This window comes from Faecalitalea cylindroides, from assembly GCF_028321995.1.
Taxonomy (GTDB): domain Bacteria; phylum Bacillota_I; class Bacilli_A; order Erysipelotrichales; family Erysipelotrichaceae; genus Faecalitalea; species Faecalitalea cylindroides.
Map to the genome: position 1 here is coordinate 92,625 of NZ_JAQLXG010000001.1, position 23,852 is coordinate 116,476.

Below are 23,852 nucleotides of genomic sequence, written 5' to 3' on the forward strand. Positions count from 1 at the left end.
GTTGTAATTATATAAATATTTCTTTCGATTTAAAATTAGTATATGATATAAAACGTAAAGGGAGTGGATGATCATGGAAGAAAAGCTGTTGAAATATATAGACCAAAATTGTCAAAATGAAGACTTTGAAAAAAATACATTGGATCAAATTAGTGAAAAATTCCAAATTGGACGTAATAAATGTGCACTTTTATTAAAAAGCCTCATAAATCAAAAAAAATTGACAAGGATCGAAGAAAAACCTTATAAATATCTGACAACAGAATACCTTCATAAAAAAGGAAAACCTATGGTTGAAACAAGCTATTCTTCATTAGAAACAGCGCTTCAAAAACAAGAATTGCATGATTTTGAAAAACTGGTAGGCCATGAACAATCACTTAGAGAAATTGTAAAACAATGTAAGGCAACGATTGCTTATCCGCCGGAAGGCTTACCCTTGTTGTTATATGGAGCAACCGGAACAGGGAAAAGTTATATTGCTCAATTAACGTATGAATGGGCTAAAAATAATAATATAATTAAAGGCAGATTTGTTACAGTAAACTGTAGTGAATATGCCAATAATCCTGAATTGTTAACGGCAAACTTGTTTGGACATGTAAAAGGAGCTTTTACCGGGGCGGATAAAGATAATGCCGGGCTGATCGCATTAGCTGATCAGGGAGTATTATTTTTAGATGAAGTTCATGAATTGAAATCTGAATGTCAGGAAAAATTATTTCTCTTCATGGATAAGGGAATTTATCATAGGGTAGGAGATAATGATAAATGGTATAAATCAAAAGTTCGATTGATTTTTGCGACAACAGAAAACCCTGAAAATGTTCTTCTTAAAACTTTGCTCAGACGTATACCTATGACAATAACGATACCTTCAATGGGTCAAAGAAGCGTTCAGGAAAAAATCGAATTGATCTATAAATTATTTCGTGATGAGGAACAGAGATTGCAATGCAAGATAAAAATGAGCAATAAAGTATATAACACTTTATTATCGAGTAAATTAGCAGGAAATATTGGTGAACTAAAGAGCATCATACAATCATGCTGTGTCAATTCCTTGTTTGATAGAGAAGGAAACAATTTATTGATACATCTTTCAAGTTTGCCTTTGCATGTTCTTACAAAACTTTATGAAAATCCTAAAACATTACAAGATACAGAAGAATACGTTTCAGTGGATGATCTTCAAATGTTTTATAGTCATGATAAGGAAATCATTCAGTTAAATGATGAAATCATTCAAACGTATCAAACATATCGCAAAGAACGCGATATTGGGAAATTGGTGAATACGGGCAAACAGATCGTTCAAAATTATTTTGATAATTTGATATTTAGAAAAAAAGAAACACCACAAATTGAATATTATAAAAGAGGTGTTCAAAGAATCTTTGATATGATTGAAAGCCGATATGGCATCAAGCTAACAAATAATGATATCTTGGCCATTGCCTGTTATCTAGAAGAATTGAATCTTGATTGTCATGATTTTCGAAAATGGAGTCTTCAACATGAAGAAGATTGTGAAGATCTCAATCAACTTTTAGAATCGGAATTTTTCCGCGCTGCCAATATTTCTTTAGAAATATGTACGTATTTGAAATCTTATTTAGAAATGGAAGTTTATCCAATCGTTGTTTGTCTGTTTATTTTTTATGTCTATAATCTTCAGTCGGATCAAAGGCTCCAACAAAAAGCTTGTGTAGTGTTGGCTCATGGATTCTCTACCGCAAGCAGTATCGCTAATGCAGCCAATCATTTTTTAGGGGAATATATATTTGATGCGATCGATATGCCTTTACATGTTGATACAGCTACTATGGTCGAAAAACTAAAGATTTATTTAGGCAGACTTGAGAAAATCAAAGAATTATATCTTTTGGTCGACATGGGAAGTTTGGAGGAAATATATAAAGGATTGAATTTAGAAAAAATGAGTATAGGTATACTCAATAATGCAAGTACTCCTATGGCTTTGGAAATTGGAAATGGTGTTCGTATGAACATACCGATGGAAGAACTATTAAAAAATACGATTTCTAATGTAAAAGCTAGTTTGATGTACCATATTGAAAAGAATCAAGATAAACTTCCTTTGATTCTTTGTTCTTGTGCTAGTGGCTATGATACAGCTAGAAAATTAAAATCTACGATCGAAGATTCGATACCGGAACAATGTCATATTGAAGTACAGATCTATAATTATAATGAACTGTTATCTCAAGGAGCAAAAGCTTCTGTCTTTGAACAGTATAATGTACTTTGTGTCATTGGTACTTTAGATCCCAATATAGAAGAAATCAAGTTTATAGGTATTGAAGATTTGATCTTGGGCAATTCAGACAATAAACTAGATGAGTATTTCAATGAATATCTAGATGAAACAGATCTTCAGGAATTTAATCGAAACATATTACGTAATTTTTCATTATCAAACATTATGAGTCATTTAACGATATTGAATCCAAATAAATTGTTGGAGCAAGTTGCCGATGCTATAGATCAGTTACAAACTCTTTTAAAGATCAAATTGTCAAATCGTGCTTGTTTTGGCTTATATGTACATATAAGTTGTCTGATCGAACGACTTGTTTTGTTTAGAGGGAATGAATCTTATCTTGAATGTTTGGATTTTCAAAAAGAGCATCCAGACTTTATTAATTATATGAAGCGATCATTCAAGAAAGTTGAAGATTTTTATGGAGTTTCGATTCCAGTAGAGGAAATTACATATATTTATAATTATGTAAAGAACAATTAAGGCTAAAGATGTTGATTATTTCAACATCTTTTTTTAAAAAACTTCTCTATGGCACGAAAATTGCTTGTATATAGGTGAAACGTTACAGGAGAAAGGAGGGAAACAATGTGTAGGATTATATTTGCCTCACATGGGGATTTGTCTAAAGGAATGAAAAATTCAGTGAATATGTTGGCAGGTTCTTTATCGGATAAAGTAGAAACATATAGCTTGTATCCAGGAGAAAGCCCCAACGATTATTACCAGAAATTGCTAAAAGAAATTCCTAATAGTGATGAGCAAGTAATAATTTTGTGTGATATCAAGGGAGGAAGTGTTCACACGACTTTGGCCCAGCTAACACAACTTAATAACGTTATTGTTTTATCCGGGATGAATCTGGGTATGGCATTGGATATCGTGCTCAGATATCAGGAAGGTATTCCTAGTGAAGATTACGAAGAATTATTGGATAGTTCTCGAGAAGGAATTACTTTATTGACAAATTTAGTTAGTGAAACAGATGAAGATTTCTAAAGGAGAGGAATATGATCAAATTATTTAGGGTAGATCACAGACTATTGCATGGACAAGTTGCATTTTCATGGACAAGTGCGTTAGGCGCTGACTGTATCTTGATTGCCAATGATGCTGTTATGAAAGATGATCTTAGAAAAACTTCTATCAAACTGGCTAAACCTGCAGGTGTTAAGCTTGTTATCAAAAATGTAGATGATTCTATTCAAGCCATTAACAGTGGTGTTACTGATAAATACAAATTATTTATCGTAGTAGAAAGCATAGCGGATGCTTACAAACTTGCAGAGAATTGCAGTCAGATCAAATCATTAAATCTAGGGGGAACAAAACCTAGAGAAGGAACAAGAAATGTTTCTAAAGCAATCAATGTTACTAAAGAAGAGGAACAGATGATCAAAGAATTGATCGATAAAGGAATTGATGTAGAAATTCGTATGGTTCCAAATGATACAAGCATTGATGCAAAAACAGTCATTGAATAGAAAAGAGGTGTAAGTAATGGTTGTTCAGGCGATTTTATTAGGATGTATAGCATTTATCGGAAAATGTGATTTGGCTTTAGGAGATTGCTTGATTCAAAAGCCAATCGTTTTAGGACCATTGGTTGGTCTTGTGTTAGGGGATGTAGAAAGTGGAATTACAATTGGCGCTTTCCTAGAATTGGCTTTTATTGGTTCTCAATCTATAGGAGCTTTTATTCCGCCAAATGTTATTGTTGGTGGTGTATTGGGTACAGCCTTTGCGATCACAACAGGTCGTGGAGCTGAAGTTGCTGTTACGTTGGCATATCCAATTGCTTTATTGGCAAGTGTGATTGATAATTTTATTTTCACAACGGTTCGTCCAATGCTAGGACGTTTAGCTGATAGTTATGCTGAAAAAGGGAATGCAAAAGCTGTTGGTATGGTACATATGGGAGCTGGTTTCTTGACATGTACGATCTTAGCAGTGCTTGTAGCTGCCGGATTCTTATTGGGAAGTACTGCAATTGAGAATGTTGTGAATTCTATTCCAGAAGTAATTACCAATGGATTAACAGTTGCTACGGGATTATTGCCTGCACTAGGATTTGCAATGTTGGCACAGATGATCATGAATAAGAAAGTTATCGCATTCTTTTTCCTAGGTTTCTTGTTATCTGCTTATCTGGGAGTACCAGTAGTAGGTATTGCCGCCTTTGGTGTATTGGCCGCATTGATCAAAGTTGATTTTAAAGAATCTGCACCGGTTGCAGTAGAAAATGGAGGAGACGATGATGACTTCTAAAAATAATGAAACAGGATTGATCACTAGAAAAGATATAATGAAGATGTTCTGGAGATCATTTACGATTCAGTTCTCATGGCATTATGAACGCCAAATGCATATGGGATTTGAATATATGATGCTTCCTACGATCAAGAAGTTATATAAAGATGATCCAGAAAGATTAAAAGATGCTATGCAGCGTCATATGGAATTCTTTAATACAAATATGTATATTAGTACTTTCATTGGTGGTATTACCATGGCAATGGAAGAAATGAATGCCAAGGATAAAGATTTTGATACATCTTCTATCAGTGCTGTCAAGGTTGCTTTGATGGGGCCTTTAGCTGGAATCGGAGATTCATTGTTCTTAGGAACTTTGAGAATTTTGGCAGTAGGTATTGGTACTTCTATCGCGATGCAAGGCAGCATTTTAGGAGCAATCTTATTCTTGTTGGTATTTAATGTTCCTGCTATGCTAGTTCGTTATATCGGCGCCTTTAAAGGATATGAAATTGGTGCTAATTATTTGAATAAGATCCAAGAATCTGGATTGATGGAAAAGTTCATGTATGCTGCATCGATCATTGGAGTTATGGTTATCGGTGGAATGACAAATGAACTCGTCGTTGTATCAACACCGCTGACCATTGGTACTGGTGAAGGAGCTGTTGCAATCCAGGGAGTATTAGATGGTTTGATGCCAGGAATGCTAAGCTTGGCTGCTTTAGGTGTTTACTACAAATTATTAAATAAAAAAGTGAATGTCATTGTAATTCTTTTAGGAACGGTTGTATTTGGTATTCTTTGTTCTTGGTTAGGTATTCTAGGGTAGATAATATGATCATAGATATGCATGCTCATCCTTGGTTGATGAATGAAGCATTTAAAACTTCACAAGCAATAGAAATCAGTAAAAAAGAAATGGGATGGGGATTGATGTCTGGCCATGACATGCAAATGACCAGAATAGAACTTAAGGATGCTAAAGTTGATAAAATGGTGCTGTTGCCACTTGATCTAACAACAACTCGTAAGGTTCAAATTCCAGATAATGAAACAATATATAAACTTGTACAAGATAATCAGGATATCTTTATTGGATTTGCAAGTGTGGATCCGTATCGCAAAGATAGAATGATAGAATTGGAAAAAGCTTTTGATCAATATCATTTGAGTGGATTAAAGCTGAATCCTTCTAAACAACATTTTTATCCTTCAGATCCTATGATGAATGAAATTTACGAATATTGTATCAAAAAGAATAAGCCGATTGTCTTTCATTCAGGTATGTCATGGGAAAGTGATGCACCAATGAAATACGCTAAACCTTTAGAGTTTGAAGAAGTGGCAATTCGATATCCGGAATTACGATTTAGTTTAGCACATTTTGGATGGCCTTGGATCCATGAAACAGCAGCACTGCTTCTTAAATATCCGAATGTATATGCAGATACGGCAATGTTGTATATGGATTCGCCTAGAAAGTTCATGAAAGATATATTTGAAAATCAGTTAGGCTCTTTATGGTTGGAAAATAATTTAAAAGATAAAGTTATGTTTGGTTCTAACAGTCCACGTTTTAAACCAAGAAGAATCAAATATGGACTTGATCAATTGAATTTAAGAGAAGCTACCCGATCAAAGATCATGGGAGAAAATGCTTTGAGATTTCTTGGAATGGAAGAGTGAGTATGGTCAAAACATTTAAAGAAAAAGTTATCACACATAAGGAATTTGAAATTATTCCTATTACTGAATTAGTTAGAAAATGTATCAGCCAATCCGGGATTACAGAAGGTTTGGTCTTTGTTATAACAGCGCATACTTCCTCTGGAATCATGGTCAATGAGAATCTTCCTTGTTTGATGACGGACATTGAAGAGACATTGGAAAGACTTGTTCCACTTGATCATGACTATGCTCATTCTCACTTTCTGTTGAGTTATGGAGCAACAGGGGGCAATGCTCCCGGGCATTTAAAATCGATGCTTTGCGGTAATCATACGGTTATGGTCATAGAAAATGGAAAGTTAGAATGCGGCAAAGCACAAGATGTATATTTTGCAGAGTTTGATGGACCACAAACAAGAAATATATTTATACAAGTTCAAGGTGAATAGTAGAATAAGAAAGGTAGAAAACTATGTTAAATTTTGATGAAAATAGAGTTCGTACAGAACACACAAATGGAGTAAATCTAGTACCAGAAGTAGAGAAGATCGTTGATAAGATCTGTGAAGAAGGATATTCAAATATCTTCTTGTTTGGAATTGGAGGAACATTGTTATATGCTGGGCAGATCATGCATACAGCAAAACAATTAGGCTGTACTTTACCAATCTATTTGGAAAATGCTCAGGACTTTATGTATGAAGGAAATGCTAACTTCAACAAAGATTCTGTTGTTGTTATCTCATCTCTTTCAGGACATACTGTAGAAGTAGAAGCAGCGGTTGACAAAGCACATGAAGTTGGGGCCCGAGTTATTGGTTATGTAGAAAAGCTAGGTACACCATTAGCAGAAAAAGTCGATCATTTAGTTAATACTTTTGGTGGAGAATATTACTGGTGGTATACTGTTGTTCTTCGCTTCATGAAAAATGCAGGACAATTTGATAAATATGACAAATTCTATTCTGAATTAAAGAATATGCCAGAAAATGTTGTACAAATCTATAAAGATGCAGATCCAATGATGAAGGAATATGCTGAAAAATATTGTGATGAACCATTAACATATTTGATTGGTTCAGGAAACTTGGAAGATTGGGCTGTATGTTATGGAATGTGTATCATGGAAGAAATGCAATGGATGAGAACAAGACCAATCTCAGCAGCAAACTTCTTCCACGGAACTTTGGAAGTTATTGAAAGAGATATTCCGGTTATTTTGATCAAGGGAGAAGATAAGACACGTCCAGAAATGGATCGTGCTGAAAAGTTTGTTCATCGTGTTAGTGCTAAAGTTACTACATTTGATACAAAAGACTTTAAGTTGAACGGTATCAGTGATGAATTTAGAGGAATGTTGTCTCCAATTGTAATGCGTTCAGCATTTATGCGATTGAATGTTCATCTTGAACATTGTAGAAGACATCCAATCGATATTCGCCGCTACTACAAAGCATTAGATTATTAAAATAAGGGGCTGTTTTATGAAAATTAAAACAGTGATATTCGATATGGATGGGGTTCTGGTTGATTCAGAACCCTTCTTTCGAAATAAAGTGTTTGAATTTTATAGACGGCAAGGTATCGATGTACCATTAAAAGAGATAAATCAATTAGCTGGCTCTTCTCATCAATTCACCTTTTCAAAAATGGCTGAATGGTATGGAAAAGGAATTACTAGCAAACAAATAGAATCTTTATATCACGATACGATGCAAGATGTAACTTATTCATATTCAGATATGTTAAATCCATATATACGGTATATTTTAAAAAAACTAAAGCCTGACTATAAGCTTGCGATTGCGTCATCATCCTCTATGGAACTGATATCAAAATGTTTAAAAGAGTGTTCTATCGATAGTTATTTTGATTTGGTGGTCACAGGAAGAGATTTTAAAGAAAGTAAGCCAAATCCGGAGATATATCTTTATACCGCAAAACAACTTGGGGTATCATCCGATGAATGTGTTGTTTTAGAAGATTCTACAATTGGGATCACGGCGGCTAAAAGAGCGGGTATGTATACCTTAGCACATAGAGATCTTCGATTTAATTTTGATCAGACATTGGCAGATCATATTTTTGATGATTTTTTAGAAGCTTATGTTTATATTCAAAATCTATAATGATTTTATAAAAGAAAAAGACTTGATTTGATCTGGATGTCAAATACAAGTCTTTTTTCTATAATGTAATTTTGATTAAGCTCTTGGAAGGTATGATCGTTTACTGGGTCCAAGGCGCATTTATATTCTGTAAAAAAGAAAAATCATTATATTTGTTTTCTTTTCATATATAACAAGGGATAGGGATTTCCTTGTTCATCTGTTTCTGTTCGCTTATAGACTATAAATCCCATATGTTCATAAAATTCTTTTGCCAAAGGGTTTTGTTCGTTTACGGCTAGATCATTGATCCCAAAATTTTCGATTCCATATTTCAAAAGCATTTTTCCTAGTCCTTTTTTTCTTTCTTTATTAGAAATAAAGAGCATTTCAAGATGTTGATTATCAATTCCTATAAAACCAACAGGGACTTTCTTATGGTTTCAATGATCAACAAATGATCAACTTCTTTTAAAGCTTGGGGAACATACTCTTTGATATGATTGATATCATTGTCTGAAAGAAATAAATGAGTTGCTCTTACAGAACTTTCCTATACTTCTAAAAGTTTTTGTATCAACAAAGGATCTCTGTTGAATATTTCAATGATTTTCATTTGCTCATCTTTCTTTGTAAAATCATCAGAAGAATTTGTTTGCAAATAAGTCAGAATATCAAACAATGATCTTCCTGTAAAAAGTGTTTTATCAAGATACTCTTTTGATGGTATCTTCATATCAGGAATGCAGATGACGTCTATCTTGGCATTGATTGCTGCCTTGATCCCATTTTCACTATCTTCTAGTACGATTGCATTTTTATTGGATACATTCAATTTTTCTAATGCTTTTAAAAAGATCTCGGGATGAGGTTTAGAATGTTTGACATCTTCTAAGAATACACAGGTATCAAAATACTTTAAAATACCATGTTCTTGTAAGATGTTGACAGCTCGTTTCTTAAAACTTGAAGTAGCCAAAGCAATATGATAATGATTGGCTTTTAAATAAGCTAAAAGTTCTTTGGCACCTGGCTTTAATTTAACTCCTTTAGAGGATATCTTTTCTTCTAATTCAAAGGTCATCTGCAAAAGCTCTTCGATCGTATAAGGCAAATGATAATGCTTTATTATATTTTCGGCATTTAAAGTATCTGTTTTTTCACTGTAATATTGAGTGTATTCTTCTTTGGTAAAAACAAAACCGTGTTTATCAAGAATTTGATGGTAGGTCTCGTAGGCTATGATCTCTGTATCAACCAATAGACCATCAAAATCAAATATTACTGTATCTATCATGACTTGTTCTCCTTTTGATAAAAGTATATCAAAAAAACTCGTTACCAGATAACGAGTTAGGATGTTTTGACGCGGAAACTAAAATATAAGATATGAAAGATCCAGACAATGAAAAGGATGATACATCCATATGTGATTTCTTTAAGAGCCATCATGATAAAACCGATGCTCATAACGATCGTGATCATACCCATCACACGAAATTTGACCGGCCAGCTCATACCATTGCCCTTTACATAGCTTTCCAAATTATTTTTATAAAGTTTGGTATTAATAAACCAATTATGTAATCTTTCTGAACTCTTTGCATAACATACGGTTGCCAGTAACAGGAAAGGAAAGGCCGGCAATAAAGGTAAAACGGCTCCAATAGCACCTAGGATCAATCCAATCGTACCTAGAACAATGTATAAGATTTTTTTAATATTCATTTAGCATTCTCCAATCTACGTTTTTCTTTTTGTGTTTCGATCACATGTTTGATTGCCATAACAGGGTGATAGAATAACATTCTAGGTCCAGAATATGCCATAACTTCACGAATTTTTTGTTGCATATCAGATCTGTAACAATGAACTTTGCAGTTTGAACAGAATGTTTTTGTTTCCATAAAAGGACATTTATCACTTCTTGTAAAAGCATAGTCTTTTAACTGTTGGCATTCCTGGCATAAGTGTTTGGATTTATGATGTTTCTTACAATAGATTTCGATCATCAAGGCAACGGTATCTTTTTCTTTTTGTCTTTTTGTTTCGATATTCATTAACTCATTCTCCCATTTTCGACTGAATATACTTGATCAGCTATATTCATAGTGGATTGACGATGAGAAACAAGAACAACACTTTTGCTTTTATGTTCTTTGTGAAGGGAGCGTAAGATCACAGCTTCGTTTAAACTATCAAGATTACTGGTAGGTTCATCCAGTAACATGAATGGGGCATCATGTAGGAAAGCTCTAGCTAAACCTATTCTTTGAATCTCACCACCAGATAAAGAATCACCTAGTTCTTCCACCATCGTATCGTATCCATGTGGAAGGCTCATGATGAAATCATGAACAGAAGCTTTCTTGCAGGCTTCAATGAGTTCTTCATCGCTGGCGTCTAATTTAGCAATTCTTAAGTTATTGGCAATGCTATCATGAAATAAATGTGTTTGTTGGCTGACAAAGCTTTCCATATTGCGTAAATTATCTGTATTAATTTGTTCAATACTTGTATTTGAGATGTTGATTTCACCTTGATCAACTTTCCAAAAACGCATCATTAATTTTAACAATGTGGATTTTCCACTTCCGCTTCTTCCGGTAATTCCAATGATTTTTCCTTTTGGGATGGTTAGTGAAATATTATCTAAAATTAATTCTTTGTCATAGGAGAAAGAAACATTGTTAACGCTAGCATCATTAAATTTAATTTCTTTTTGCCCTTGAATATCTTCAACAACTGGCGTTTCTTCCAGAATATCCAGCACACGATTTCCTGCCGCAAATGTATTTTGTAAAGTAGAACCTAAATTCGCCAAAGCAACAAATGGGCCAAAGGAACTCATCAAGGAAACAACGGAAATAATTAACTGAGCAAATGTAATTTGCAAGTTTGTATAGAAATGAATCGATACAAATAACATTGCCAAATCAGCAAGTAAGATAACAGTATTCGTAATAGCCATATTGGTTCCTGTGATATCCTTCATTTTTCCTTCTTCAATGGATAGGGAATCTGTTTTTTCTTTGATCTTATTTAAACGATTTTTGCCATCATCATATTGAATGGTCTCATTGACGCCACGCAAACTATCTAGGACAAAGCTTGATAAATCACCTGTTTTTGTACGAAAGATCAAACCATAATCCTTATTTGATCGAGAAATCAAGATAGGAATTATGCATCCAACAACTATATAAGAGATTAGCATGACCATAGCAAGTACAAGATCAAAACTTCCAATAAATGTACACATGATGATACCAAATAAGATAGCAATCATAATGGGAGAAATCGTATGGGCATAAAATACTTCAAGAAGTTCTATATCCGAAGTAATGATGGAAATTAGATTTCCTTTATCTTTTCCTTCAAGCTTGGCAGGACATAATTTTCTAAGAGCAACAAATACTTTATCGCGGATGATTGCGAGAAGTTTAAAGGCAATATAGTGGTTACATGCCTGTTCACCATATCGCAAGGCACCTCGAAGAATTCCACAGATGATCAATAGAATAAATAATGTTGTGATTGAGAAGATATGAATCTCATTTAAAATCGTTAAAAGGGCTATGACACCTAGAACAGGAATAAAGGTTGCACAAAGATGACCAATGGTTCCCATAGAAATAGCTAATAACATATAACCAGTCAAACCTTTGATCAAACCAGCAAGTTGGAACATGATTTGTAGACTATTTCTTTTTTTCATGCATTGCCACCTCCTATATATGATTCTAGAGATACTTGAGCATTCCATAAGGATGCATATACACTTTGATTTTGAAGCAATTTTTCATGTTTGCCAGATTCGACAATGTTTCCGTTTTCCAAAACATAAATCGTATCAGCATCCTTAACATTGGCTAGACGATGTGAAATAAGAATCACAGTTTTTTCATTTGCCAATTCATGGATCAACTGCATGATATCATTTTCGCTTTCGACATCGATGTTGGATGTTGCTTCATCAAAGATATAAACAGGACTATCGTGTAACAAGGCTCTAGCAAAGGCTAGTCTTTGACATTGACCACCTGAAAAGTTAGACCCTTTTTCTTCAACAAATGTTTCTAAACCATTTTCCTGTTTTAAAAATGCAGAAAGTTTTGCCTTATCAAGTACATTCCAAAGTTCTTCATCGGATGCATCTGGTTTTACGATCAATAAATTATCTTTGATCGTTCCTTTAAACAGATAGCTTTGATGAGAGACGTAAGTAATGTTTTCCATTAAAGACGATTCAGAAATCTGATTAAGATCAGTATCGTTGATTAAAACATGGCCTGTGTATTTTCGATTTCGTTTCATCAAAATGGATGATATGGTCGACTTTCCTGAACCGGATTCTCCTACAATAGCACTAAAGGATCCTTTGCTGAAGTTTAAAGAAACATTATGCAAAATTTCTTTGTTTTCATCATAAGAAAAACTTAGCTTTTTGATCGATATGGAATCGATATCTGGACATGGGGTTTTAACTTTTTTTGGCTCTTGCAGATCTAAAAAGCGAAAGATCTTATCACTGGCAGCCATACCGTTCATCGCAATGTGGAAAAATGAACCAAGTTGCCGCATAGGTATAAAAAATTCTGCAGACAATAAGATAATTAACAAGCATCCAAATAAACCGATGTTTCCACTATTCAATTGTAATAGGGCGACAATGATACCAAGGGCTGAACCCCCATAGGCAACTAAATCCATGATCGTAATGGAATTTAACTGCATGGTCAAAACTTTCATGGTAACAACACGGAATTTCTCTGCTTCTTCATTCATTTTTTCATTTTTATACTGATCGCTTTGATAGACTTTTAAAGTTGTTAATCCTTGTAGGTTTTCTAAAAAAGTATCTCCTAAAGCTGTGTATTGTCCCCAATATTTTGATAAGAGCTTCTTTGCCCATTTTTGTACGATAATGATCGATACTGGAATCAATGGAACACAGATAAATAGGACAATAGCACTTTTTATATCAATGAATGAAAGGTAAATAAATAGACTAAGTGGCGCTAACATAGCATAGAAGAATTGAGGTAAATATGAGCTGAAATAAACTTCCAGTTGATCCACTCCTTCTACGGCAATCTGTACAAGCTCGCTTGTGTTGATTTGTTCTTTGTAGGAGCCTTGTAAAGAAAGTAATTTTTGGTAGATTTTTTCGCGTAATACTTTTTTTACTTCTTTTGAAGCTAAATATCCCATTCGAATCGAAAGCTTTGTCATGATTGCACGGACTAGAATGCTGATAAGCATGTAAATCAAGTATGCAAAGATATTAAATTGTTCTTTAAGCCAGAGCTTTTCGATCATCAAGGCAAGGCAGGTGACAAAGACAAAATTACTTAATAGGGAGACCCATTGACACAGTACATTTGAGAATATGTATTTTTTACTGTCTTTGACTGTATTGATAAGTCGCTTGTTGATCATGCTTTTCTCCTTTTAAACATATGGTTTTGTTGCATGTGAACAATGGCGCTGATCACAAAAATAAAGCCGGATACTACATGCAGGATTCGAGTTGAAGTAATAGGCATTGGCTTTAATAATAAGCCAGATATAAATACAACAATCAAAGATAATAACATGATCATATTGACTGTTTTTTTCATTTTTTCCCTCCTAAAAATGTTAGATAAAACTAACTTCTAAAAGTTAACATACACTAACTAAATTTGTCAAGGCAGAAAAAAAGGATCAGTCTGCAAATGCAAACTGATCCAATAAATGGTAAGTATTGATTATTCCTGTTCTAAAGCAAGAGTTTTTGTAGTGATGTCACATACTTCAGTAGGTCCATAGTACTGAATAGCACCTGGATATACGAAGCTAGTCTCTACTGCCCATTCTTCACGATGTGCTTCGAAATATTTGAATGGTTTTCCATCTAGTTCTACAAGAGCTTTCTTGATAACTGGTTTGTCTTCACCATGTCTTCTTTCGATATTCATCATCTTAGTGATTGGCATACCACCTGCAACCCATTCACTTGCTGGTTTAGACAAGTTAGAGATTTTTGATAGATATCCATTGTATCCGTATTGGATCAACATAAATGCGTTGTATCCAAGCGAATAGCAGTAATCAGAATCAAAGTTAGAAGGGAATGCACATCTTCCTTCGTATCCTAAGAAATGGTGTAATGGATTGAATTTACCATTATAAGTTCCATTTTTCTTTCTTTCTTCCAATTTGTCTTTAACAAGAGCAGAGAATAATTTCTCAGATTCGATCAAAGAAACCTGTACGTTTCCATGTGGATCTCTTTCTAAGAATAACTGCTGCTGAATTGTTTCAGGAAGAATAGCAAATACGCTCATAGATTCTTTAGTCAATCCGTTTTCGATGAATTCGTATTTGTCTTTCCAAGTTGGTAGAGCATTGAATGCATCTGCTTTGCTGCCAGCAAGCAATTCATTGATTTCCTGGATCAATGTAGAGAATTCAGGAACAAATTCAACAACACCTTCAGGGATGATTGCAACACCGAAGTTCATTCCTTTTGCAGCTCTGTTCGCTACAGAATCAGCGATGTAGTCAGCAATCTGAGATAATGACATTTTCTTTGCAGCAACTTCTTCAGAAATCAAGCAGATGTTTGGCTGCGTTTCAAGAGCACATTCTAGAGCAACGTGAGAAGCAGAACGTCCCATAACTTTGATGAAGTGCCAGTATTTTTTAGCTGAGTTAGCATCACGTTCGATGTTACCGATGATTTCGCTATAAGTCTTTGTAGCTGTATCGAAACCGAAAGAACATTCGATGTCTTCGTTTTTCAAGTCACCATCGATTGTTTTAGGGCATCCGATTACTTGAACACCAGTGTCATGTGCAGCAAAGTATTCTGCAAGAACAGCAGCGTTTGTATTTGAATCGTCACCACCGATGATTACGATAGCTGTGATTCCATGTTTTTTACATACTTCTGCAACGATCGCAAACTGTTCGTTTGTTTCAAGTTTAGTTCTACCAGAACCGATGATATCAAAACCACCTGTGTTACGGTATTGGTTGATATATTCATCATCAAAGATGATATAGTCGTCTTCGATCAATCCGATAGGACCGTTTTTGAATCCGTATAATACGTTTTCTTTGTTTGTAGCTTTCAAAGCATCATATAGACCACAGATAACATTATGTCCTCCTGGAGCCTGTCCTCCAGAAAGGATAACACCAACAACTTGTTTTTTAGCTTCAGAAGTGTTTGTTCCTTTTTCGAAAGTGATTTCTTTTTTTCCATAAGTGTTAGGGAAAAGGGCTTTGATTTTTTCCTGATCTGCAACACTTTGAGTTTCTTCACCTTCTTTAACACAGATATCAGCAATTCCATGTCTTAACATTCCAGGCAATTTTGGAGAATACTCATATCTAGCTGTTTGTAGTGATGAAATTTTCATAATTAGCCTCCTCTTAGTTTTCTACATACGCTTAAATTTTAAGATATTTTATGCAAAAAGTAAACTTTATCCTGTGCGATTGAACAATAAAATACATATATTTTCAAATTATAAATAGAAGATAAAAAATGCATAGAGAATTTATATCTCTATGCATATAAGTTAATTAGAAGGCCTTGCATCAAAAGTAGTACTCCATTCTGAATCATATGGAATTGCTTCATTCATCGTATGGTTCATTAGGTATTTGATGATGCTTTTACGAGTAACGATGCCAATGAAGATTCCTCTGTCATCAACGATAGGAACATAATTTTGTTCTAAAGATCGTTCAATCAATGTCTTTAAATCCACATCAATCCTTACGGCAGGCATGTAATCTTTGCGAATTAGTTCTTTGATCTTAATTGTTCCTAGATCTTCTGCAGTAATTGAAGAGTGGTTTAATAAATACCACAGAAAATCTCCTTCTGATATGCTTCCTTTGTAAATGCCATCTTTATTGATGACAGGCATGGCGGTAAAGCCATGTTCATTCATGAGTTTCAAGCCGTCACTAATACTTAAATTATCGTATAGAAACTTGACTTCCCCTTTGTTTTTTAGAAAAAAGAATACATTTTGAATCATAAATTTCTACCACCTTATGTCTAGACTCTATCAGAAAATATTGTATAAAAAATCAAAAGAAAATGGGAAAATATAAGACAATTTTATGCTCGTGTAGATTGAACTGGGATTTCAGCTGGTTTATTTAAGATTTCCATGAATTCTTCTCCTGTGATCGTTTCTCTTTCATATAAGAATTTTGCCAATTCATGTAATTTCATCTTATTGTCATTTAAGATTTGATAAGCTTCATCGTGTGCTTTTTTAATCAGGTTGACGACTTCTTCATCAATTTTTGAAGCTGTTTCGCTTGAACAAGCTAATGAAGTATCTCCACCAAGATATGCATTGTTTACTGTTTCTAGAGCTGTCATACCAAAATTGTCGCTCATACCTAAACGCGTGATCATGGCACGAGCTAGTTTTGTAGCCTGTTCAATATCGTTGGAAGCACCGCTTGTGATTGAATTAAAGATCAATTCCTCTGCACAACGTCCTGCTGTATACACCATGATCCTTTGATATGCTTCTTCTTTTGATACAAGATTGTGCTGTTCTTCCTCAACTTGCATCGTGTATCCTAGAGCGCCTTTGGTTCGAGGAATGATCGTAATCTTATGTACAGGAGCTGTGTTTTTACATTTTGCGGCCACTAAGGCATGGCCGATTTCATGATAGGCAACGATCATGCGTTCGTGATTAGAAATAACGGCACCTTTTTTCTGCTCACCGGCAATGACTGTTTCAATGGCTTCTTCCAAGTCTTTTTGAACGACCATCTTACGCCCATCACGTACTGCAAGTAAGGCTCCTTCGTTGATAATATTGGCTAGATCAGCACCACTGGCACCAGCGCTGGCTCTGGCGATGACATTAAAATCAATAGATGGAGAACATTTTACATTGCCTGCATGTAATCGCAGGATATCTTCACGACCCTTTAGATCTGGTAATTCTACAGGAATTCGGCGGTCAAATCGCCCTGGTCTTGTTAAGGCAGGATCTAATGTATCCGGTCTATTTGTTGCCGCGAGCAAAACAACACCCTTTGAACCGTCAAATCCATCCATTTCTGCCAATAACTGGTTCAATGTTTGTTCACGTTCATCATTACCGCTTAATCCTTGGCCATCACGTTTTTTACCAATGGTATCGATCTCATCAATAAATACGATACATGGTGCTTTTTCTCTGGCTTGTTTGAACAAATCACGAACTTTGGCAGCACCACGTCCGACAAACATTTCAACAAATTCACTACCAGAAATAGAGAAGAAAGGAACCCCGGCTTCACCAGCTACAGCTTTAGCTAATAAAGTTTTACCAGTACCAGGAGGACCTACTAATAAAGCTCCTTTTGGCATCTTAGCACCAATTGCCTGATATTTTTTAGGATCATTTAAAAAGTCTACGATTTCTTTTAGGCTGTTTTTGGCCTCTTCCTGTCCGGCAACATCTTTAAATGTTTTTCCTGTTTGTTGGCCAACATAAACTTTAGCATTGCTCTTGCCTAGATTTCCTAAGCCAAATCCACCTTGATTAAATGACATGGAATCATTTCCGCCAGCTTTTTGAGCTCTTTTAAACATGCGGTTACCCAGCCATATAAAGAAGGCAAAGATTGCAAATGTCGCAAACCAGTAAAGAAGTGGGTTGGTTGCTTCTGTGTAGACTTGAGTGAATTCAACGTTTGCATCTTGTAATCGATTTACAAGATCAGGATCATTCATGACACCGGTTTGATACGTTTTATCATTATCATCATTTTTGAGCGTGTAATAGATATCGGTATTTTCAATTTGTACTTCATCCACTTTCTTCTCTTCAATTTGATTTAAGAAAGAAGAATAGCTGGTTTCTTCAATGCGGCTATTGGTATACATAGGTATGAATACAAAGTCTAATAATAAAAGAATGATCAGTACGATGAAATAGTACCAATACAAAGGTTTCTTTTGTTTATTCATGAAAATATTTAACCTCCTAAAGTATTTTTATAGGAAGATTATACATCAAATTAGCAGTTTTTCAAGAAGAGTGCTAATTTCACATAACTTTCCATAATTTAGCGATATTTGATAAAAAAACTCTAGATTTCTCCAGAGTTATTTGTTAAATAATTTTCTTCGGTTTGTCGATTGGATGAACAAACGCTTCATTTCATCAATATCTTCTTTTTCTAAAGAATCTCTAAAATGTTTGGTTGCATCTAAAAACTGATCGATTTCATCTAATAAGATATCTTTATTTAATAAGAAGAGCTCGCTCCATAGATCTTCATTAATGGTAGCGATGCGAGTAAGGTCACGAAAGCTGTCGCCTGTATATTCGACAAGATGGGAATTATCATGGGTATTCATCAAGCTAACTGCAATAACATGGGTAAGCTGGGATAAAAAGCCAATCATGCGATCATGTTCTTCACAAGATAGGATGGAAATATTTTTAACGCGAAGATCTTTTCCTAACTGTTTAGCGGCTTTGATGGCCTTTGGCGTGTTTTTGTCGGTAGGCACGATAATATAGTTGGCATTATCAAAAATATCTGCCTGGGCAAAATCGATCCCTCTAGATTCACGACCACACATTGGATGGATGCTGATGAGTTCAAGATCTTCTCTTAAAATTGCCTGAACAGGTTCTACAATGTTTGTTTTTACTCCGCTGATATCCATTAGTATCGTTCCAGACTCAAGATATTGCTGGTTTTCTACGATCCATGGTTTGATCATGGTTGGATATAAGGCAAGGATGATCAAGTTACATTTTTTGATAAGCTTGTCTGGATCGGTACTACCTTCCTTGATAATGTTTAATTCAAGAGCGGTTTGTATTGTTTGCTCATTTTGGTCAATGCCATAAATCGTTTTATCTTTTTGAGGACTGAGTCTTTTCGCAAAGCTGGCACCCATTAAACCTAGTCCGATAATACCTATATTCATAAAATTTCTACCTTTCCACCAATACGTTGGATATCTTCAAAGAAATCTGGATATGATTTTGTGATGGCCTGCGCATTTTCAATTATACATGGTGTATTGGCACATAAACCAAATACACACATAGCCATTACGATACGATGATCGTTATGTGAATCAATGATTGGAATATCATCTAAGGCATATCCACTCTTTCCATGGATCGTAATTGTATCAAAAGTAGTTTGAATATCGACATTCCATTTTTTAAGTTCTACTTCCATAGCTTCGATACGGTCGCTTTCTTTCATGCGAAGCCTTTGTGCGTTAATGATCGTCGTTGTTTGCTCACAATAGCTGGCTAGTACACATAAAATAGGTCCAAGATCTGGACAATCGGATAGATCAATGGTTTTTGGTTGCAACTTTGATGGATGAATCGTAATAAAGTCTTTTTTAGAATTAATACTACATCCAGCACTGGCTAAGATATCAAGGATGGCCTTGTCACCTTGAACAGAATTTAAGTTCATGTTTGAGCAGGTCAAAGAGTTGTTCAAGCCTGCAAGAACACCAAAGAATGCCATTTGAGAATAATCTCCTTCGATCTTTACATCATGAGCAATATATTTCTGGTTTCCTTTGATATAGTAAGTATTTTTATCTTGTTTGATCTCAATGCCGAAGCATTTCAACATATCCAGCGTTAGATCAACATAAGATCTTGATTCATAGGGTTCATTAATTGTAAGCGTACTGTCTGAATCTAAAAGAGGAAGAACAAAGAGCAGGCCACTGATAAACTGGCTGGAAATGTTTCCGTCGATTTGATAATGACCAGACTGCAGTTTCCCTTGAATTCGGATTGCATCTTGTGATTGTTCAAATAACAGCTTTTGCTCATCAAATATTTTTTGATAGATTCCCATAGGCCTTTCTAATAATCTGCCTTTTCCTAGATATGTAACTTTCTTATTGGATAAAGCACCTGCTGGAATTAAAAAGCGCAGGGTAGATCCTGATTCGTTACAGTCGCAGCAAATTCCATCTTGTAAATCAAATAAATTACAGCCTTCAATGATACAGCTGTTTTTCTGTACTTCAATCTTAGCTCCAAAGGATCTCATACAGCTGATCGTAGCTTCAATATCTTTGGAAAATGTTAAATTTGTAATTGTTGATTTTCCCTGTGCTAAAGATGCACAGATAATCGCACGATGGCTGATGGATTTGCTGGCGGGAATGGCTATGGTTCCATTTACTTTAGATGGTGTGATCTTAACTTTCATGTTGGATCTCCTTTTCTAAGATATTATTGGCATTGCTAGACATCAATAGATCTAAAATGCCAAAGGCAATCATAGAGTCAACGACAATACGAGCTCTATGAAGGATACATGGGTCGTGTCTTCCTTTTATATTTAACGTTTGGCTTTCTTTGGTCTTGTAATCCACCGTCTCCTGAGTTTTATATATGGATGGTGTAGGTTTGATACAAGTGTGAATGATGATAGGCATTCCATTCGAGATACCACCATTGATTCCACCATTATTGTTGGTCTTTGTTTGAATGGTATCATTCATGATAAAGGCATCATTGGCTTCGCTGCCTTTTTTAGAAGCCATTTGAAAACCAGCTCCAAAAGAAACGCCTTTTACTGCTGGAATGCTGAATAATAGATGGGCCAGGATGCTTTCGATGGAATCAAAGAAAGGCTCGCCAATTCCAGCTGGAAGATTGATGATGGCACTTTCAAGGATCCCTCCAATGGAATCCTGCTCATTTTTAGCTTCCAGGATGGCTTGTTCCATGTTTTGAGCTACTTGTTCATCTAAGGTTGCAAATTCTTTTTTGTTTAAGGTTTGGATTTGTTTTTTTAATTCATCAATGTTATTTGAAAAAGGAGCATCATACAAGGCATAAAGTTGCTCAATGTGTGAGCCAATTAAAATGTTTTTTGTTTCTAAGATTTGTCGACAAATACTACCGGCCGCTACAATAGGAGCTGTTAATCTTCCTGAGAAATGTCCACCTCCGCGATAATCTTGAAAGCCATGGTATTTTTCATATGCACTAAAATCTGCGTGTCCAGGTCGCAGGCGATATTGAATATCGGAATAGTCTTTTGACTGGGTATTTTTATTCTGGATTAAGATCGTTAAAGCGGTTCCGGTCGTATATCCATTAAAAAATCCTGAGACAATTTCGACTTCATCGTCTTCATGGCGTTGTGTGGATATGCTTCCTTTTGCCTTTCGCTTTTCCATGTCTTCTTTTATTCTCTCAAGATTGATCTTAAATCCAGCGGGAAGTCCATCCAAGGTGATTCCTATGCAGGGACCATGACTTTCCCCAAAGATCGTCATGGATATATTTGTTCCAAAGTTATTTTTCATAAGGTCCTCTTTCTAAGTATGTTTTGATAGTATCATATGATACTTCCTGTAATTCATAGGTACCTGCCTGTTTAACAAGTACGATCGTTATGGATGAAGAGCTGCTTTTTTTATCATGTTGAATAAAGTTCATCAATGTATCAACATCATAATCGGGTACTTTAGGAAGATGTAGTTTTTCATAGATTTTTAATACATCTTCTTTTAGTTCTTTATTGTCGATAAAGAATAACATTCCCATCGCAACACATTCTCCATGTAGATAAGTATCCAAACCGTAGGCTCCTTCGATGGCATGCCCAATTGTATGCCCGAAATTTAATATCTTTCTAAGGCTGGATTCTCTTTCATCTTGTTCAACTACTTTTCTTTTTACATTGATTGAACGATAGATGATTTGATCGATATCTAAATCATCTTGTTTGAATAGTTCAACCAGTTCTTTGTCTTGGATCAATCCAGTTTTTAAAGCTTCAACCAGTCCGTTATTTATATGTCTTTGTGGTAAGGTTGAAAGCACATTAGGGTCGATGATGACAGCTTTAGGCTGCCAGAAAGCGCCAACGATATTTTTATAGTTTCCAGCATCAATAGCGACTTTACCACCTACGCTTGAATCCACCTGGCTAAGTAATGTTGTAGGAATATTATAGAAATCAATACCGCGCATATATGTAGCGGCTACAAATCCAGCTAAATCACCAACAACTCCGCCACCTAAGGCAATGATGGCGTCTTTTCGGGTCATTTCATGTTCAATAGCTTCCAGCAATAATTCTTCATATTGTTTAAAACATTTTGATTGTTCACCATTTGGAATCGTTACGATAAAAGAATCTAAACATTGACTGGATACGATATCGATCCATTTTTGAGGAACACCGCTGTCTGTGATGATCATGACCTTACGATTGGTTTGGATCGTTTCTTGAATATTGTTAAGCGCATTTCGTTGGATCGTGATTGGATATGCGCAGTCTTTTAAATTCACATTTAATTGCATAATAGATGATCTCCTTTAGATATAGAACTATAATAGCACGAAAAGAAAAAATTTTCAGAAAACCGGATGAAAACCTGTTTCTTATGGTATTATATACGCATGGAGATGACAAAATGAATCAAATTGAAAAAGCTAGATTAGAGATTGATAGCGTCGATAAAGAAATTGCCAGACTCTATGAAAAACGCTTAGATGCGGTCAAAGAAGTATTGGAGTATAAAAAAGCAAATGTTCTTCCTATCTTGGATGCAGGCAGGGAAGATGCGATCATAGAAAAGAATCAGAAGTATATTCAAAATAAAGAATATATCGATTCATACATTGACTTTATGAAAAAAGTCATGAGCAATTCCCGTGATTTTCAACAAACTTTATTGTCAAGCGATGTTGTTGCGTATGCCGGGGTGAAAGGAGCGTTTTCTCAAATTGTTGCCAGTCGTATGTTTCCGGCCGAGAAAAAATTGAATTATACAAATTTTGAAGATGTTTTTAAGGCGGTCGTAAATAAAGATGCTCAATATGGGATTATCCCTTTTGAAAACACCAATTCTGGTCTTGTTGGAGAAGTTTTAGATGCTTTATTGGAATATCCGGTTTATATACAGCAGGTGGTCGATCAAAGAGTAGAACAATGTTTGTTAGGGGTCGAAAATGCTACACTAAAAGATGTGGAATGGGTTTATTCTAAAGATCAGGCTTTAGCACAATCCAAGGTATTTTTAAAAGGGTTGAATGTTCAGACTGTAGCTTATCCTAATACAGCTATGGCGGCTCAATATGTAGCAAGTCAAAATGATGTGAGAAAGGCTGCAATCGGAGCCAAGGAAAATGCAGATCTTTATGGATTAAAGATCCTGGCAGAAAATATCGAAGAAAATATTTCAAATACGACGCGTTTTATTGTGATTGGATTAGAACCACAGACACAAGGGAATCGTTTTAGCGTATGTTTGATTGTCAAGCATCAAAGTGGGGCTTTAGCTCGTATCATTGAAACGATTGCCCAGCATGGTTTAAATATGCAAAGCATTCAGTCAAGACCTATCAAAAATCGACCATTTGAATATTTCTTTTTTATTGAAATGGATGGAAATCTTGAGATGAAAAATACACGAGAATGTTTAAAAGATATTAAAAAGGTGACACAGAGTGTAAAATATTTAGGAACATATTCATTAAAAGGAAAGGATGATTAAG

Annotated in this window: 24 protein-coding genes; 10 read left to right on the plus strand and 14 right to left on the minus strand. The window is 35.1% G+C overall.

Features of this window, described 5'->3' with window-relative positions; translation table 11 throughout:
* The first annotated feature begins 73 nt into the window (after positions 1-73).
* From PND65_RS00595 to PND65_RS00635, 9 genes are all read left to right on the plus strand, one after another.
* Positions 74-2,767: a sigma 54-interacting transcriptional regulator gene (locus tag PND65_RS00595; RefSeq protein WP_271990029.1), complete on the plus strand. Its 2,694-nt coding sequence runs from the start codon at positions 74-76 to the stop codon at positions 2,765-2,767.
* A 105-nt stretch (positions 2,768-2,872) separates the two neighbouring features.
* On the plus strand, positions 2,873-3,283 hold the full coding sequence (locus PND65_RS00600) for a PTS sugar transporter subunit IIA (RefSeq protein ID WP_195295507.1): 411 nt from the start codon (positions 2,873-2,875) through the stop codon (positions 3,281-3,283).
* An 11-nt stretch (positions 3,284-3,294) separates the two neighbouring features.
* Positions 3,295-3,768, plus strand: a complete 474-nt coding sequence (locus tag PND65_RS00605; RefSeq protein WP_022356258.1) for a PTS sugar transporter subunit IIB — start codon at positions 3,295-3,297, stop codon at positions 3,766-3,768.
* A gap of 16 nt (positions 3,769-3,784) precedes the next feature.
* Entirely contained in the window at positions 3,785-4,552 is a 768-nt protein-coding gene (locus PND65_RS00610; RefSeq protein ID WP_195295509.1) for a PTS mannose/fructose/sorbose/N-acetylgalactosamine transporter subunit IIC, read from the plus strand.
* Complete coding sequence (locus tag PND65_RS00615; protein ID WP_423782548.1) at positions 4,539-5,369, plus strand: PTS system mannose/fructose/sorbose family transporter subunit IID; 831 nt, start codon at positions 4,539-4,541, stop codon at positions 5,367-5,369. The genes PND65_RS00610 and PND65_RS00615 overlap by 14 nt, the downstream gene beginning before the upstream one ends.
* Positions 5,370-5,374: 5 nt before the next feature.
* On the plus strand, positions 5,375-6,226 hold the full coding sequence (locus PND65_RS00620; protein WP_271990026.1) for an amidohydrolase family protein: 852 nt from the start codon (positions 5,375-5,377) through the stop codon (positions 6,224-6,226).
* A 2-nt stretch (positions 6,227-6,228) separates the two neighbouring features.
* Positions 6,229-6,657 (plus strand): secondary thiamine-phosphate synthase enzyme YjbQ, encoded by a 429-nt coding sequence (locus PND65_RS00625; protein ID WP_271990024.1) that lies wholly within the window; start codon positions 6,229-6,231, stop codon positions 6,655-6,657.
* Between the two features lie 23 nt (positions 6,658-6,680).
* Positions 6,681-7,676 (plus strand): SIS domain-containing protein, encoded by a 996-nt coding sequence (locus PND65_RS00630; protein WP_271990022.1) that lies wholly within the window; start codon positions 6,681-6,683, stop codon positions 7,674-7,676.
* A gap of 16 nt (positions 7,677-7,692) precedes the next feature.
* Positions 7,693-8,337 (plus strand): HAD family hydrolase, encoded by a 645-nt coding sequence (locus PND65_RS00635; RefSeq protein WP_022356264.1) that lies wholly within the window; start codon positions 7,693-7,695, stop codon positions 8,335-8,337.
* Between the two features lie 146 nt (positions 8,338-8,483).
* Here the strand turns inward: PND65_RS00635 and PND65_RS00640 are convergent, their stop codons facing one another.
* The 14 genes from PND65_RS00640 to aroB form a co-directional block, all read right to left on the minus strand.
* Positions 8,484-8,705 (minus strand): GNAT family N-acetyltransferase, encoded by a 222-nt coding sequence (locus tag PND65_RS00640; protein WP_270459766.1) that lies wholly within the window; start codon positions 8,703-8,705, stop codon positions 8,484-8,486.
* A gap of 164 nt (positions 8,706-8,869) precedes the next feature.
* Positions 8,870-9,613 (minus strand): HAD family hydrolase, encoded by a 744-nt coding sequence (locus tag PND65_RS00645; protein ID WP_271990020.1) that lies wholly within the window; start codon positions 9,611-9,613, stop codon positions 8,870-8,872.
* Positions 9,614-9,669: 56 nt separating this feature from the next.
* Positions 9,670-10,044, minus strand: coding sequence for a YbaN family protein (locus PND65_RS00650; RefSeq protein WP_271990018.1), 375 nt, complete (start codon positions 10,042-10,044; stop codon positions 9,670-9,672).
* Positions 10,041-10,376, minus strand: a complete 336-nt coding sequence (locus PND65_RS00655; protein WP_195294938.1) for a nitrous oxide-stimulated promoter family protein — start codon at positions 10,374-10,376, stop codon at positions 10,041-10,043. The genes PND65_RS00650 and PND65_RS00655 overlap by 4 nt, the downstream gene beginning before the upstream one ends.
* Positions 10,376-12,034, minus strand: coding sequence for an amino acid ABC transporter ATP-binding/permease protein (locus PND65_RS00660; RefSeq protein ID WP_271990016.1), 1,659 nt, complete (start codon positions 12,032-12,034; stop codon positions 10,376-10,378). The genes PND65_RS00655 and PND65_RS00660 overlap by 1 nt, the downstream gene beginning before the upstream one ends.
* Positions 12,031-13,758: an ABC transporter ATP-binding protein/permease gene (locus PND65_RS00665; RefSeq protein WP_271990013.1), complete on the minus strand. Its 1,728-nt coding sequence runs from the start codon at positions 13,756-13,758 to the stop codon at positions 12,031-12,033. Before PND65_RS00665 ends, PND65_RS00660 begins: the two co-directional genes overlap by 4 nt.
* The gene (locus PND65_RS00670; RefSeq protein ID WP_271990011.1) at positions 13,755-13,940 is read right to left on the minus strand and encodes a DUF4405 domain-containing protein; all 186 of its coding nucleotides are present in this window, start codon (positions 13,938-13,940) and stop codon (positions 13,755-13,757) included. Before PND65_RS00670 ends, PND65_RS00665 begins: the two co-directional genes overlap by 4 nt.
* A gap of 129 nt (positions 13,941-14,069) precedes the next feature.
* A complete protein-coding gene (locus tag PND65_RS00675; protein ID WP_022356272.1) occupies positions 14,070-15,728 on the minus strand; it encodes a diphosphate--fructose-6-phosphate 1-phosphotransferase in 1,659 nt (552 codons plus the stop codon).
* A 162-nt stretch (positions 15,729-15,890) separates the two neighbouring features.
* Entirely contained in the window at positions 15,891-16,358 is a 468-nt protein-coding gene (locus PND65_RS00680) for a CBS domain-containing protein (protein WP_195376373.1), read from the minus strand.
* An 83-nt stretch (positions 16,359-16,441) separates the two neighbouring features.
* Positions 16,442-18,304, minus strand: coding sequence for an ATP-dependent zinc metalloprotease FtsH (gene ftsH, locus PND65_RS00685; RefSeq protein WP_271990009.1), 1,863 nt, complete (start codon positions 18,302-18,304; stop codon positions 16,442-16,444).
* A gap of 138 nt (positions 18,305-18,442) precedes the next feature.
* Entirely contained in the window at positions 18,443-19,279 is an 837-nt protein-coding gene (locus PND65_RS00690) for a prephenate dehydrogenase (protein ID WP_271990007.1), read from the minus strand.
* Positions 19,276-20,544: a 3-phosphoshikimate 1-carboxyvinyltransferase gene (aroA, locus tag PND65_RS00695; protein WP_271990005.1), complete on the minus strand. Its 1,269-nt coding sequence runs from the start codon at positions 20,542-20,544 to the stop codon at positions 19,276-19,278. The genes PND65_RS00690 and aroA overlap by 4 nt, the downstream gene beginning before the upstream one ends.
* Positions 20,534-21,652 carry a chorismate synthase gene (aroC, locus tag PND65_RS00700; RefSeq protein WP_271990003.1) on the minus strand — a complete coding sequence of 373 codons (1,119 nt, stop codon included), beginning with the start codon at positions 21,650-21,652 and terminating at the stop codon, positions 20,534-20,536. Before aroC ends, aroA begins: the two co-directional genes overlap by 11 nt.
* Positions 21,642-22,655: a 3-dehydroquinate synthase gene (gene aroB, locus PND65_RS00705; RefSeq protein ID WP_015535437.1), complete on the minus strand. Its 1,014-nt coding sequence runs from the start codon at positions 22,653-22,655 to the stop codon at positions 21,642-21,644. Before aroB ends, aroC begins: the two co-directional genes overlap by 11 nt.
* Positions 22,656-22,768: 113 nt before the next feature.
* Between aroB and PND65_RS00710 the strand changes: the two genes are divergently transcribed.
* Positions 22,769-23,851 (plus strand): chorismate mutase, encoded by a 1,083-nt coding sequence (locus PND65_RS00710; RefSeq protein ID WP_271990001.1) that lies wholly within the window; start codon positions 22,769-22,771, stop codon positions 23,849-23,851.
* The last annotated feature ends 1 nt before the right edge of the window (position 23,852 follow it).